The organism is Candidatus Megaera venefica, from assembly GCF_034554655.1.
Lineage (GTDB): Bacteria > Pseudomonadota > Alphaproteobacteria > Rickettsiales > Rickettsiaceae > Megaera_A > Megaera_A venefica.
On record NZ_JARJFB010000028.1, the window covers coordinates 1 to 14,307 of the forward strand.

The following is a 14,307-nucleotide window of genomic DNA, read 5'->3' on the forward strand; positions in this document are numbered from 1 at the left end:
CTATGGCTCATTTTATGATCAAATTCGAAGGGAGAATTTAAGTGCCTATAATCGAATTTACACAAATAGATGGAAAGTCTCATAATTCCAAATAAACTCCTGATAAATTTTTGTACAAAACCGCCCTATGTATGGGTGGTCATTTTGTCTGCTTTGTATAATAATGTTTTGCTAATTAAGGGTGGCTTGTGCTGATATTAGTTTTAACAGATTTAACTCCTTTTACCTCTTTAGCTGCAGCTACTACTGTATCTATGTCGGCTTCTCTTGCCACATTTCCAAATATATGCGTTATTTGATTTGTGGTTTCTACGTGAAGCTGGTATCCATGTGCTATTTTTCTGCTTGTGTACAAATGTCTAATTTTGCCCTTAACCTTTGCCGTAATTAGTGCATCTGTCATTAATGATTCGCTTCCTTTAACTTTAAGCTGGGTGTCAACGACATCCCCTACTTTGTCAACGCTAGAAGCAACTTCAATTGCTTGATGAGCTTGTAAAGATGTATCGACGGTACCTTTAAGTATTACTACATCATCTTTTGTTGATACGCTTATATTGCGTGGAATGTCTGGCTCATTTAGTAATCGAGCTTTTACTTCTGCTGTTATTGAGGCATCTTCTGTATAATCAGCAAAAGCTGCAAAACAACCAAAGATAGCTGTTATTACAATGATTAGTGAAAGAACAAACTTACTTGTTTTTCTAAATAACATAATTTTCTCCTTGAAATAATTAAATTATACACTTACTTACAGTTTAATTATGCTATAAAATATTTCTTAATTCAAGCTAATTTACTAACATATAAACTGTTATAATAATTTTTTCAACAAATCCTCTGGTAGTATAGGGTTAAAGCGGTATTTAACATTTAATTTTAGTTTCAAATGAAAGCTATTTTTTCTTTTTTTACTCAAGTTGACTTTAAAATGATTGAATGCAAAACGCAACTTAACGTTGTAAACTATGCGTTGTAAAACGCCTTGTTGCCAATTATACTATAAGTTAATACTAATCTTTAAGGATGTTATATAAAAATAGAAGCAATTACTCAGGCTAAATTATATGAACTTGCCATACAACATAAGCAGCATCAAGAAGATAGAAGAGATAATATTAACAGTTATTATATATCTTTGTTTTCAGCGATAATTGCTGTTACGCCAGTTATTAATAAAGTAAATGAGTCGTACACACAGCCAGAATTTTATATAGTTAAATTGTCGTTGTTAGCGCCGTCTTTAGTTGGATTTGTGCTTTCAACCACGTGGTGATTGAATTTAAACGTATATTGATCTGCCTACAGGAAATAGACAAGTTTCTTATTATCTCGGAGAAGGAGCAAGACGCAACTTTTATTAAACATATAACAGAACGGTTGAATGAGGCGAAAGCGCCAGGTAGAATTACCAAAACCCAATTTGTATTGCCTTATACGTTTATGCTAATTTTTATAACTTCTTTAATATATTTCTTATGGATCATTCTAGGATAAGTTTGTCGTTAACTTGTCTACTAGAAGAAAGAGTAAATAAATGGTGTAAATTATTGTTTATATTTTTTATTATATGTTCAGGGTAGGGGTACGCTTCGGCCCGCGCATAAGTGTTACTACTTATCCTCTTCTGTGATGTCGATTTCATCGCTGAAATCAAGATCGATTTCAAAGCCAATTTCGTCATCTGGAGAAAAAATAGTACTTTCTTCTGCTTCACTATAATCCGCTTCAAGACCAACAGCTTCTTGGTTTTCAGCGTACAGATTTTCATCTGTAATATCATCTAGCTTGTTATTTTTTTGCAGGTTAGCTATTTGGGAGTCCCTTAATTTTTCTATGTCAATGTTTCCGGCTGCGATTTCTCTTAGAGCTATAACTGGATTTTTGTCATTGTTACGTTCAATTGTTAAAGGCGCTCCAGAGGAAATATTTCTAGCTCTTTCTGATGTAAGAACTACTAATTCAAATCTATTAGGAACCTGTTCAATGCAATCCTCAACAGTTACTCTAGCCATGAACTTGACCTCATTTTGGGTATTATTTATATTTCAGGTTGTTATGATACACAGTCTGAAAATTTTTTCAAGCAGTAACTTGAATATGCAGAAATAGTTATACCGAGATTGAGATATGGAGACATCCCAAATTAAGCCCAAGATTGACTATGTTGCCTCTGATTGAGACTAATATAACCTCAGTTTGGTATAAAAAATGACGGTGATTACGGTTGAATCAGCTTTTTTTATGGCAAGAAGCACTTGTGCAACGTGGTAAATTCATCCTGAGCTTGACTCAGGATGACAGACTTTCGTTCTAATTTTTCTAAAAATATTTACTCTTAACAATAAACTCAGGTTAATATAGCCATCAGGTCCTGGATCAATAATGTTTATTCTAAAATCCACAACGAGTTCATATATTTTCTCTAATTAATTTAAAATTTTATCTAACTTACCTTCTTTCTCAAGCGCGTAAAGATCATCGCAGCCTCCAACATGGACGGATCCAATGAAAATCTGTGGAACCGTTCTTCTTCCGCCAGCTTTTTCGATCATTTTGTCTCGTTCTTGTTGATCTTCAACATTAACCTCTTCATATTTTAGGCTCTTGCGGTCAAACAGTGCCTTTGCACGTACGCAGTATGGACAAACGCTTGTTGTATAAATTGTAATTTTTTTCATAGTTATTATTGCCTAAAAAGTTATAATAGCACTTACAAGATATTTTAAATCAGTGTAAGTAATTGTCAATGGGTTCAACGGGTGGTTTTAAAATAAAATCAGAATACCAACCAAGTGGAGATCAGCCAAAAGCTATCAACAAGCTGTTAGCTGGTCTTGAAGCAGGAGAGAAATCTCAAATGCTTCTTGGCATTACAGGTTCAGGTAAGACATTTACTATGGCTAATGTTATTGAGAAAACAGGCCGTCCGGCACTCATTATGGCTCATAATAAGACTTTGGCCGCACAGCTTTATTCAGAGATGAAAGAACTGTTCCCTGATAATGCTGTAGAGTATTTTGTATCTTACTATGATTACTATCAGCCTGAAGCATATATTCCAAGAACCGATACATTCATTGAAAAAGATTCATCTATTAATGAACAAATTGATTTACTAAGACACTCGGCTACTAGATCATTAATGGAGAGGAGAGATGTGATAGTAGTTTCTTCCGTTTCATGTATTTATGGTCTTGGGTCGCCTGAGTTATACTATGCAATGACGCTTAAGCTTCAAGCTGGCAATGAATATAAAAGGAAAGATTTTCTTAGTCAACTTGTAGATTTGCAGTATGAACGTAATGATATAGCCTTTGAAAGAGGGGCATTCCGTGTTGTGGGAGAGAATATCGACATTTTTCCTTCACATTATGCAACAAGGGCTTGGAGATTATCGTTTTTTGGTGATGAACTGGAGTATATAAGTGAATTTGATCCGTTAACTGGAGAAAAATTTCGAAAATTCGATAATGTAACGCTTTATGCTAATTCGCACTTTGTTACACCTGAAGCGATTATAAAAAAAGCTATTATTGGAATTCAGAACGAGCTAGAGGAACATTTAACTTTCTTAAAAGAAAGTGATAAGCTTTTAGAAGCGTCAAGGTTAAATCAGCGTACCCAATATGATCTGGAGATGTTGCAAGCAACTGGATCGTGCAAAGGTATTGAAAACTACTCAAGGTTTTTAACCGGTCGTGCTCCAGGTATGCCACCACCAACGTTATTTGAATATTTACCCAAAGATGCTTTGCTGTTTGTTGATGAGTCTCATGTAATGGTACCGCAAGTTAGAGCTATGTATAATGGTGATAGAGCTAGGAAAACCTCGCTTGTAGAATATGGCTTTAGGTTGCCATCTGCTCTTGATAACAGGCCTCTTAAGTTTGAAGAATGGCTAAATTTAAGGCCACAAACTATATTTGTTTCAGCCACTCCAGCGCCTTTTGAACTTGAGCAAACTGGAGGAGAAATAGTTGAGCTGATTATTAGGCCAACTGGCTTGCTTGACCCGGTATGCGTCGTCAGGCCAGCTTCAACCCAGGTGGAAGATTTAATCGGAGAGATAAAAAAGACAGTTGAGCGGGGCTTTCGCGTTCTCGTAACGACATTAACAAAAAAAATGTCGGAAGACTTGACCAATTATTTATCAGAGCTTGGTCAAAAAGTATCTTACCTACATTCAGCGATACAAACTCTAGAGAGAATAGAGATAATCAGGAGCCTACGCCTTGGTGAAATTGATGTTATTGTTGGAGTTAACTTGCTGAGAGAGGGGTTAGATATCCCAGAATGCGCACTTGTTGCAATTCTTGATGCTGATAAAGAAGGTTTTCTTCGTTCAGAAACATCCCTCATACAAACTATAGGCAGAGCTGCAAGAAATAGTGAGGGTAGGGTGCTGCTATACGCTGATAAAATGACTAAATCTTTGGAAAAAGCTTTGTCTGAGACAGAGAGACGAAGAAAAGCTCAAACCGAATATAATATAAAGCATGGCATCACTCCAACGACTATCTCAACAAGAATTCATGCTCTTGAAGAATTGCAAAAAGTTGAAGAAAAAATAGGCAAGAAAGAGGCAAAGAATACTATCTCTGACCCAGTAAAGCTGGCAAAATACATAGAGAATTTACGTAAAGAAATGAAGTTAGCGGCAAGAAATCTTGAATTTGAGGAAGCGGCAAAACTTCGTGATCAGATTAATGTCCTTGAAGAGGCCGCTCTTGAGCTTATATAATAGACCTCTTGTAACTCTACATTCGCTGACGATTGTTCGTCTCCGCTCTTGTATCAGACCTCACGCGTGTACGGCGCCGTACTCTGTTGTGACCGACTCAATCATAATTGCCGTCGTTTCTTATACTAAACTCAGGTTAAATTAATGGAGAGCTAGATAGTTTTGAAGCCAAGCGCTGGATGGTAACATGATCGTTATAGATCACCGTTTATCCTGAAGTGCATATAAAATCACTTGTCTTGCCACAAAGTAAAGCATTAGAGCTATCCATAGGTAACTGCATAGAAACCAATTCTGCCACATATTAAATGAAATCATCGATATAATTAAACAACTCCAGAAGCAGGCAAAACCGGTAGACCTAATGTTTCTCAGTTGTTTTGATTGATGCTGTAAAAATACGTTATTCCAGCAAAACAAATACTTACATAAAAGCATTAAATAAATTATTAATCCTATAGTCCCGTTTTCAAGCAAGATTTGTATTATGTTATTATGTGGGTGAGTTGGAAAAAGAGATAATTTTTGTCCTTCATACTCGATAAAACCTTCATCAGCGTTCTCAAAATTCCTTGATGCACCATGACCCCATCCAATAAAAGGTTTTTGAGCTATTTTTTGTATCGAATGATCCCAAATGAATAATCTGTGTTTAGCAGAAATTGGTAAAAACTCTGCTTTCTCTACAAGTGTATGTGGATTTGTTAGCGCTATAATACTTATAAAAATAAAAGTGAATAAAATTAGTAAAGATGATAGTAATTTGGGATTTGCAAAGAAGCGATACCTAGTTACCAAAAATACTATTCCTCCAACAAAAAAGGAGATAAAAGCAGCCAAATTATCAGATATTCCAAGAGTAAATAACACAACGAAATAAACAACAACTGCCTGTATATTTTTTTTACTTCCTATCAATGAAGCAATCACTACCCATGTAAATAAGGCAAGTAGGGCGCATCCTCTATCCAAATAATGTAAATAGAAATCATAGCTATCTTTAGTTTGAAAAGTTTTTCTGAATAAGGTGCTGATAAAACCGTTACTTATTAGCTCAATATAAAATAAGAGAAGTGCTCCAACTAGGCCAATTGTTAAGTTTATATCTTTTATTCTTAGTTTGTTTATTAATAAATCAACATTGGTAATCAAAATATATATAACTACTGAGATAGAAAGTACCGCGAGGAAAGACATTAAGCTTGCTAGTGGTTTAGTAGACCATACGCTGCTGATACATAGCAAAGTAAAAAAAATTATCTCAATTCTGAACTTAACAAAATGAATTTTTACTTGGTTCTTTATTAAATACAGTGATGTAGCTAAAAATAATGGAATTGTAATACCAAGAGATAATCCGGCAATAAGCCCACTTATTGGAATAATCGCAAGTAGAGATTGAAGTGATTGTTGCATAAAACTACTTCTTATCGCTGACTAGGCAGTCTAAAGGAATAACTTCGTATACTGGATGTTCAAGCGTAGATAATGATGGGTTTGATGAGAGCACCCACCCATGAAAAACTGAAAGATTTTCTTCTTCAATCTTATTATCAAATATAGTTAATAACATCCAATTATTTGAATTGTATGGGTCAGTAGCTTTGATACATTTATGTAGTTCAATCGACAAGTTACCAAAAAACTTTACCTCACCGATTTTTAATACATGCTCAGTGGATTTAGTTGTAATTTTGTTTAAAATAATTAATTTTCCCTTATCTGCTTGTGGCAAAGGTTCAATTTTTTCAGGAAAGGGGTTCTCGCCTATTGAATTAGTCAGTGTGGAATTTTTTTGTTCTGTGCCGATCTCACCACTAGTTATTTTCTTATCCTCTAGAGGCTTTACTGTGCTGACTTTAGCGTTAGATGGGTCAGACTCAACTATTAGGGATTTATCTGGTTCAACTTTAAGTTCAGCGCTAAGTGCTTTTTCTATATCTGAAATATCTAATTCTTCTGCAAAGGTTTGAGTATAAGATATTAATGCTATGATAAGCACAAAAGATTTTAATGCTAAGAATCTTATAAATCTATCTGTAAATTTGGATCTAATCATTATTATGGTGGTTAACATTTATTCAAATACAACAAATAACTATAGTCCGTCACTTTGAATTATATGCGTTGTTACTCGTCGCTCTCCTATTGTATATAGGTTCCGACTTCTCGCACCGTGCACCTAATCCAAATTGATATAATACTAAGTTTTGGATAACAAAACACACAATGGTGTCTTGCAAGTATATGGTATGGTATAACAAGTTGTGTAGCCAATGTAAATAAAATAGTTAATTACTTTACAGAGATTGTTACTCCTTAGCTGGAGTTCACAGTTAAAGTCTATAGTAACATACATTGGATTAGGTGACAAAATACCGGTGTGCCTGGCGACAATTGGGAAAATGCCGGCATAGGAAAACAAGTTGTACTTAAAGGGTCATCCTGAACTTGATTCAGGATCTGCTTCTGACTCATGAGATCTAAATCAAGTTCAGGATGACTTTGCTAGGGGAATAAAAAAGCCGGTTCAAATGATTTTTGAACCGGCAATAACATTAATATTCCAATTATGGTTCTCGTTATAGGCTTAGTTTTGCACCTATAAGAGCAACTGTACCACGAGTTTTTTTCTTAGAAAGATCTGGTCTAAATTCTGGCCTTCCTTTCAAAATAAAGCTAGAGATTTCAGCGTATGGTTTAAACCCAGGAGCAAGAAGGTAATTAGTACCAACTGAGACTGCATCAACTGTATTCTTAAACTGATCAGACTTAAAGTAAGATACTGAGGCAGCAAAAGGACCTTGCTTATAAGCTACCGTTCCAGAATAGTAATCAGTTTTACGGCCGGCCTTATGAAATTCAGCGGTAGTTAAGCTTTTGCCTAGGCTTCCAAAAGATCCTGCGTATGAAAAATTTCCAACATTTAATATGGCGCCTATATTAAATGTTCTTAGGTTGCTAAGTTTAAATATTGTTGGGTTAGTGTCGTTTGGAGTTGCAAATTTCTTTGCACTACCAGCTGACTTTCCGTATTCTCCAGTTACTGCAAGTTTTGCATCAACACCGTCGGCAAAATTTTGTTCTAAGCTCACGCCACCAGAAAGAGCGTCTTTAACAGAACGATCTATTGTGAATTTGTCGATACCACCAGTTTCAACTTTTCTAGTGTCCACTCCACTAGAGTTAGTAGTAGGGTTGTCAGCACCAGTATTGCTGGAATCAGGCGTGTAAGATACACCTACTTGTAATTTTGTAGACGAGCCAAGTTCAAACTTTGGAGTATAGTATGCAACTGATCTTGCTGGCTCGCTACTATATGTTCTGCTGTCAAGTGTTGTTGTTAGCTTGCTATCTAAGAAAAACTCAGCAAATGTAGAAAATGAAGGTTGAACTTTTGATCCTTGCATTAAATGTTCAGTTGAGAAGTCGACATATCTAGCCCAATCATCAAAAGTTGCTGCTGCAATTGTACTTCCATCAATCATCATTTGACCCGAAGGAGAAATCGGTGAACCAGCTTCTATTTTACCAAATTCACTTACCAGATATATGTGTGACCCATTATAATCGGGGCTTCCCTTTCTTTTTGCTGTAGGGACCAAAACTATTTTGCCGCCATAAGTTACATCGTTTACTTCTTTCGATGCATCAGCGGTCAGGGCTGCATCGTTGTAAAAGGCAAAACCCTTTCTGTTGCTTGATACATTTTTTTCATCACCAGTTAATTTGGATTGATTCCTTATACCAGCTTGAAAACTAGCGTATCCAGAAAGTTTTAATTCTAAGTCAGATACAACAGGAGTTTTGTTTGCGCTCACATCCTCTGCCATTGCCGAGGATACGAGTAGCGAAACCAGTCCTACGGTTGCTATAATTTTTTTTATTTTCATCAAAATTTACCGATTAATCTATACTTGTTAAAACCCATAAGTTGTTTCTTCAAAAAACTTTATATTTAAGTTATGCATTTAGCAAAAATTGTAGCTGCAACTGCGCGTTAATTCAAGGCGCTTTTGATATAAGGCTGTAGTTTATTACATTTAAGCGCAGCAAAAAGTGTTAAATATATCACGTAATTTTTTGCAAATATAGGTTTGTTAGATGAATTTTAACGTTTGAAATAGCTAGGAGATAAAATATTTTTATATTTAGTACCGATCTATAAGTTCTGATTGCACATTAGGTCAATTAGGGTATTGTGCTAATAAAAATTAGTAGCTTAGCTATAAACCAATATTTTTTAGGGATGCTTATTCTATGGCTGTGATGTCTGACAAATGGATAATTGATAAATATGATGATGAAGATATGATTTCTCCTTTTATTGAAACCCAAGTAAAATCTGATGCTTCGGGCAAGATAATTTCTTATGGGGTATCTTCTTATGGTTATGATGCAAGGGTATCTAACGAGTTTAAAATTTTTACAAATATCAATACTGCTATAGTGGATCCTAAAAATTTTGATAATGATAGTTTAGTTCATAAAGAAACTGATGTATGTATTATTCCGCCTAATAGTTTTGCTCTTGCCAGAACAGTTGAGTATTTTAAAATTCCAAAGGATGTACTGGTCATCTGCGTTGGAAAATCAACTTATGCCAGATGTGGTATTATTGTGAACGTAACCCCTCTTGAACCAGGTTGGGAAGGTCATGTGACATTAGAATTTTCTAATACAACTCCATTGCCAGCTAAGATATATGCAAAGGAAGGCGCGTGTCAGTTTTTATTTTTAAAGGGTAATGAGCAATGCAGAACTACGTATTCTGACCGTGCTGGGAAATATATGCATCAAACTGGTGTAACGTTACCTAGAATATAACAAAAAATTAATAAAGAGGAGTTTTTATGCAAAACCATTCTAACGAAGAAGGCGGAATGCCGCACATCGCAGTTAACGCACAATATATTAAAGATTTTTCATTTGAAAATCCAGGTGCTCCAGGAAGTCTTGCTAGTATGGACAAATCTCCTCAAATTGATTTAGCATTAGACCTGAATATTCAAAAACTTCCAGAAGAAGATTATTACGAAGTAGAGATTTCTATAAGTGCTAAAGCATTGTCCAACCAAAAAACACTTTTTGTAGTCGATCTCAAATATGCAGGAGTTTTTAACTTGATAAATATTCCTGAAGAACAAATTCAAATGTTATTAGCAGTTCACTGTCCGTCGATAATTTTTCCATATGCGAGAAAGATTATTGCAGATGCAACGCAGGATGGTGGTTTTCAGCCATTGATGATCGATCCAGTTGATTTTGGTGTTCTATATAGTAAGAAAATGATGCAAGATGGAGTTCTATACGATAATGAAAAAAAGCATTAAAAAAAATATTTTAGCCGGCGTTGGTATTTTGTTTTGGGGAATATCTAGTTCTTCTGCCATGGAGAGCCAAGTTAAGATTGGTGCTGTAATCGATGTTCAAGGCATTCATTACAAGACAAGTGGGGATGCTACACAGAGAAAATTCTCTGTGCATAACAAAAATCGCGGACTTTATTCATCTGGGAATTTTCTAGTAGATTATCAGCTTGTTGCAGAAAGCGGATGGAAATATGGTACTAAGATAGGTTTACAGCAAACTACTAGGAATGATAGAGGTGTGCCATTTGCTATCTATACTGAATCTGAATATGGTAAGATTGAAGCTGGCTCAGATAAGACTGCTGGAGCAAAAATGATCATCACGGGATATAGTGTTGCTTGTGCTGGTGGCAATGGTTGGGACGCATTTATAGTTTCCTCTCCAACAAAGGATAATAGTGCACAAGTTCCTTATGTAACAAATTTAAGTAGTTTTTTGGATGCCAAGACACGTACTAGTATGCTTTCAGATTATTCAAGAAAGGTATCATATTATACTCCTAAGTTTGGCGCTGAGGATCATAAATTTCAATTGGCCGCTTCATATTCGCCAGATAGTTCTAATGCGGGGCATGATGATATTTACCCAGATAAACCCAATTTATATGCGGTATTAAGTGCTTATCCTTATAAATTTTCTATAAAAGATGGTGTCTCGTACGGCGTTACATACAATGGTAAATTTTCAGACCAATTGTCAGCAAAAGTGGCACTAACGGGAGAAAGAGGTAAGCCAGTTGCTTTTAATAAGTCTAATAACACTAGGGCGAATATAAAATTTAAAGATTTAAGTGCTTATAATTTAGGAGCTCAGATCACGTACGGTCAGTTTAGTGTTGCTGGTTCATTTATGAATTATAATAAAAGTTTATCCAATTCCACTGTTGATATCTTTGGTACGGAGACTAACATCCACTCTGTTGGAACAAGATATAACTTTCTTGAGGGTAAATACTCAATCAGCTTAAATCATTTTCACAGTGACCATAAAAAAAATAAGTTTGATGCAACAAGCCTTGGGGTTGAATCTTTGATTGGAAAGGGGATTAAAGCGTATGCACAATTTACTCGTTTCCAAGCTAAAGGCAGATATATTGAGACAGGGGTAATTAAAAATGATAAAAGCAAGGGGGATATAGTGATTGTTGGAGGAAAAATTTCCTTGTAAGCCGATTTATTTGTACTATAAATTGAGATAATTAATAATTATGTAAGAAATGCTTGATTTTTAGTGAATATAGTGAGATTATTTAAAAGTAAAAATTTGTTAAGGAGATAAATATAGTAATGAGAGTACTACTTATTGAAGACGATGCTTCAACAGCCAGATCAATAGAACTGGCGCTTGCTGCAGAGGGTATAATTTGCGATACAGCAGAGGTTGGCTCTGACGGAATTGAGATTGGCAAGATTTATGATTATGATATAATCCTTTTAGATCTTATGCTTCCTGATATAGATGGTTATGAAGTTTTACTTCGTTTGCGTTCTGCAAAAGTTAAGACTCCAATATTGATTTTATCTGGTCTTACTTCTGTAGATCAAAAAATAAAAGGTTTAGGATTTGGTGCAGATGATTATTTAACCAAACCTTTTAATAGAGGAGAATTAATTGCAAGAATACAGGCAATTGTTCGTCGCTCTAAAGGTCATTCAGAATCTGTAGTGAGATTCGATAAAGTCGCCATAAATTTAGATACTAGGACTGTCGAAGTTGATAGTCAACAAGTGCACCTAACTAATAAAGAATATGCAATACTAGAGCTTCTTGCCATGCGTAAGGGGACAGTTCTTACCAAAGAAATGTTCTTAAATCATTTATACAGCAGTATGGATGAGCCAGAGATTAAGATTATCGATGTATTCGTTTGTAAGTTGCGTAAAAAACTTGCGAAGGCTTCAGGTGGTATGAATTATATCGAAACAGTCTGGGGGCGTGGATATATGCTAAAAGATTATGAAGATAATCATGGTGGAGTGCATGAAAATAAGCATCTGTCACAAACGGTATAAGAAAAAACTATTTTAAATGTTATGGAAAGCCTATCTTATTTGCTGTAAGATAGGCTTTTTTCGTTGTATAGGGGTTTATAATGCAAACAGATGTTGCAATTATTGGAGCTGGTCCAGTTGGTATTTTTAGTGCTTTCCAAGCAGGAATGTTAGGAATGAAATCCTGCATTATAGATGCTTTGGACGTTCCTGGAGGGCAGTGTAGCGCGCTATATCCAGAAAAACCAATATATGATATACCAGCTTATCCGGAAATATTGGCTCAAGACTTAATTGATAAGCTATTGCAGCAATCAAACCCATTCCAGCCAATATATTTACTTTCTAGGCAAGTTATCAGTTTAGTTAAGAATGAAAATGACTTTGTGCTTAGTACCTCAAAAGGTGATACAATTAGAGCAAAGGCCCTATTAATTGCAGCTGGTGCAGGATCATTTGGTCCTAATAGACCACCGCTAGCAGATATTGAATCTTACGAAGGAAAGTCAGTTTTTTATTTGGTAACTAAGCGAGAAGAGTTTGCTGGTAAGAAGATTGTTATTGCTGGAGGAGGAGATTCAGCTGTTGATTGGGCGATATCACTATCGGCTATTGCTGATGTGACTTTAGTACATAGAAGGCCAAAATTCAGGGCGGCGCCAGCCAGTATCCAAAAACTACAAGAACTCAGTGTTCAGTCTAAAATTAAGCTAGTTACAGACTGCCAACTTGACGAACTAGTAGGCGACAATGGCATATTAAGAGAAGTGATTGTAGCTGATTTAGACATGAATAAAAAAAATATTAAAGCAGATATTTTATTGCCGTTTTTTGGCCTTGCGCAGAATTTAGGTCCATTGCTTGAGTTTGGCCTTAATGTTAAAAATCATCATATTAAAGCCGATTACCCACATTTTGAGACCAATATTTCTGGTATTTATGCGGTGGGAGATATAGCCACATATGATGGTAAGTTAAAATTAATTTTGACTGGCTTTGCCGAAGCTGCAGCAAGCCTTCACCATGCTTATACCAGAGTATTTGATGGTAAAGCGTTGCACTTTGAATATTCTACAACAAAAGGTATTCAGTAGTTTATAGGTACTTCTAAATATAGGCAAAAATCTCCATAAGACTAAGAGTAATGGCGTGTTAAGCGCAAATACACTTTAATATTAAATCTAAAAGTACCAATTATATTAATCAACTACTTGCACCTAATTATTGTTTTGCTACGACTAATCTGCAATTTATAGTGGAAAATTATTGATTACTTTATAATAATGATACAAACTATTAATTTGTAAGGTTTGTTTAATTTTTTAGAGGTAAATAGTAGTATGAAAACAAAAACAACAGAGGAGAAAATAGTTTCGGGTGGAAAAGCTATTGCTACAGTGGTAAAAGTTGTTATTACAATTGGTGTGGGATTAGCCGCTCCTACTGCTTTAGGTATGTGTCTTGGTGCGGGGGCAGGTTTTGGAGCAATGTTGTATACTATGGCTTGGTTTGGTGGGGTGGGTTGTGTAGCCACTGAGGGCTGTGCAGTTGGTATGGCGGCTGTAGCTGTTGTTGGTACAGCAGCTGGAGGCACAACTTACTATTTTATGGATAATGTAATTGATGATTGCTTTGGGCATAAAGAATCAGGTGAAACTAGTCTAACTGGCGATCATTCACATAGTAGCTAGAAGAAATTAATAAAGTAATAAACCCAGAACTTAGATAGTTTTTATGGGTTTATTACTAATTAGTCCCTCCGTCAAAACTCTCCCCGCCTGAATTAACAAGGGGTTTCATGTCATAAACAGCTTACAAAATCCATAAGAAAATGGTATAATTACCGCATAAAGCTTACGGATTTTAAAATTATGCCTATAGAAAATATTACTTTTCTCCAAAAACAAGAAAGGTTATTTGAAGAGAAATTATCTACAAAACTAAATCCTAAAAACAAGTTATATAAACTAAGGGATTTAGTAAATTGGTCTGAACTTGAAGCCAGAGCATTGCCTAACATTGAAATCAAGCAATTTGGTAGAAATAAGAAAGATCATAGAGTAATGCTAGCACTATCAATGCTTCAAGCTATGTACAACGGTTCTGATTCGTTTACGGAGGAAGAGCTAAAGGAAAATATTTATTGGCAATATTTTTGTGGTTATGAATATTTGCAGCAAGATCTTGATGTGTCTGAAG

Annotated in this window: 15 protein-coding genes; 9 read left to right on the forward strand and 6 right to left on the reverse strand. The window is 35.4% G+C overall.

Features of this window, described 5'->3' with window-relative positions; genetic code table 11:
• Positions 1 to 175 precede the first annotated feature (175 nt).
• Entirely contained in the window at positions 176 to 715 is a 540-nt protein-coding gene (locus tag Megvenef_RS02760; protein WP_322776474.1) for a BON domain-containing protein, read from the reverse strand.
• Positions 716 to 1,048: 333 nt separating this feature from the next.
• Here Megvenef_RS02760 and Megvenef_RS10115 point away from each other — a divergent pair, with 333 nt between their 5' ends.
• Entirely contained in the window at positions 1,049 to 1,276 is a 228-nt protein-coding gene (locus Megvenef_RS10115; RefSeq protein ID WP_458693239.1) for a RipA family octameric membrane protein, read from the forward strand.
• Between the two features lie 337 nt (positions 1,277 to 1,613).
• Here the strand turns inward: Megvenef_RS10115 and rpoZ are convergent, their stop codons facing one another.
• Positions 1,614 to 2,015: a DNA-directed RNA polymerase subunit omega gene (gene rpoZ / locus Megvenef_RS02765; RefSeq protein ID WP_322776475.1), complete on the reverse strand. Its 402-nt coding sequence runs from the start codon at positions 2,013 to 2,015 to the stop codon at positions 1,614 to 1,616.
• A gap of 414 nt (positions 2,016 to 2,429) precedes the next feature.
• Positions 2,430 to 2,681, reverse strand: a complete 252-nt coding sequence (gene grxC, locus Megvenef_RS02770) for a glutaredoxin 3 (RefSeq protein ID WP_322776476.1) — start codon at positions 2,679 to 2,681, stop codon at positions 2,430 to 2,432.
• A gap of 68 nt (positions 2,682 to 2,749) precedes the next feature.
• On the opposite strand from grxC, the gene uvrB reads away from it, so the two are divergent.
• Entirely contained in the window at positions 2,750 to 4,744 is a 1,995-nt protein-coding gene (gene uvrB, locus Megvenef_RS02775; RefSeq protein WP_322776477.1) for an excinuclease ABC subunit UvrB, read from the forward strand.
• A gap of 201 nt (positions 4,745 to 4,945) precedes the next feature.
• Here the strand turns inward: uvrB and Megvenef_RS02780 are convergent, their stop codons facing one another.
• The 3 genes from Megvenef_RS02780 to Megvenef_RS02790 all read right to left on the reverse strand — a co-directional run bounded on the left by Megvenef_RS02780 (position 4,946) and on the right by Megvenef_RS02790 (position 8,637).
• A complete protein-coding gene (locus Megvenef_RS02780; RefSeq protein WP_322776478.1) occupies positions 4,946 to 6,160 on the reverse strand; it encodes an O-antigen ligase family protein in 1,215 nt (404 codons plus the stop codon).
• A gap of 4 nt (positions 6,161 to 6,164) precedes the next feature.
• Positions 6,165 to 6,803 carry a DUF2155 domain-containing protein gene (locus tag Megvenef_RS02785; protein ID WP_322776479.1) on the reverse strand — a complete coding sequence of 213 codons (639 nt, stop codon included), beginning with the start codon at positions 6,801 to 6,803 and terminating at the stop codon, positions 6,165 to 6,167.
• Positions 6,804 to 7,326: 523 nt separating this feature from the next.
• Positions 7,327 to 8,637: a porin family protein gene (locus tag Megvenef_RS02790; protein ID WP_322776480.1), complete on the reverse strand. Its 1,311-nt coding sequence runs from the start codon at positions 8,635 to 8,637 to the stop codon at positions 7,327 to 7,329.
• 367 nt (positions 8,638 to 9,004) lie between these two features.
• Between Megvenef_RS02790 and dcd the strand changes: the two genes are divergently transcribed.
• The 7 genes from dcd to Megvenef_RS02825 form a co-directional block, all read left to right on the forward strand.
• Positions 9,005 to 9,571: a dCTP deaminase gene (gene dcd, locus Megvenef_RS02795; protein WP_322776481.1), complete on the forward strand. Its 567-nt coding sequence runs from the start codon at positions 9,005 to 9,007 to the stop codon at positions 9,569 to 9,571.
• A gap of 26 nt (positions 9,572 to 9,597) precedes the next feature.
• Positions 9,598 to 10,077: a protein-export chaperone SecB gene (secB, locus tag Megvenef_RS02800; RefSeq protein WP_322776482.1), complete on the forward strand. Its 480-nt coding sequence runs from the start codon at positions 9,598 to 9,600 to the stop codon at positions 10,075 to 10,077.
• The gene (locus tag Megvenef_RS02805) at positions 10,061 to 11,284 is read left to right on the forward strand and encodes a porin (protein ID WP_322776483.1); all 1,224 of its coding nucleotides are present in this window, start codon (positions 10,061 to 10,063) and stop codon (positions 11,282 to 11,284) included. The genes secB and Megvenef_RS02805 overlap by 17 nt, the downstream gene beginning before the upstream one ends.
• A 119-nt stretch (positions 11,285 to 11,403) precedes the next feature.
• On the forward strand, positions 11,404 to 12,129 hold the full coding sequence (ctrA, locus tag Megvenef_RS02810) for a response regulator transcription factor CtrA (RefSeq protein ID WP_322776484.1): 726 nt from the start codon (positions 11,404 to 11,406) through the stop codon (positions 12,127 to 12,129).
• Positions 12,130 to 12,206: 77 nt separating this feature from the next.
• The gene (locus Megvenef_RS02815) at positions 12,207 to 13,202 is read left to right on the forward strand and encodes an NAD(P)/FAD-dependent oxidoreductase (RefSeq protein ID WP_322776486.1); all 996 of its coding nucleotides are present in this window, start codon (positions 12,207 to 12,209) and stop codon (positions 13,200 to 13,202) included.
• A gap of 246 nt (positions 13,203 to 13,448) precedes the next feature.
• Positions 13,449 to 13,799, forward strand: coding sequence for a hypothetical protein (locus Megvenef_RS02820; protein WP_322776485.1), 351 nt, complete (start codon positions 13,449 to 13,451; stop codon positions 13,797 to 13,799).
• Positions 13,800 to 13,979: 180 nt separating this feature from the next.
• Positions 13,980 to 14,307, forward strand: a 328-nt coding sequence (locus tag Megvenef_RS02825; protein WP_322776028.1) for a transposase, incomplete at its 3' end; no start/stop codon positions are given.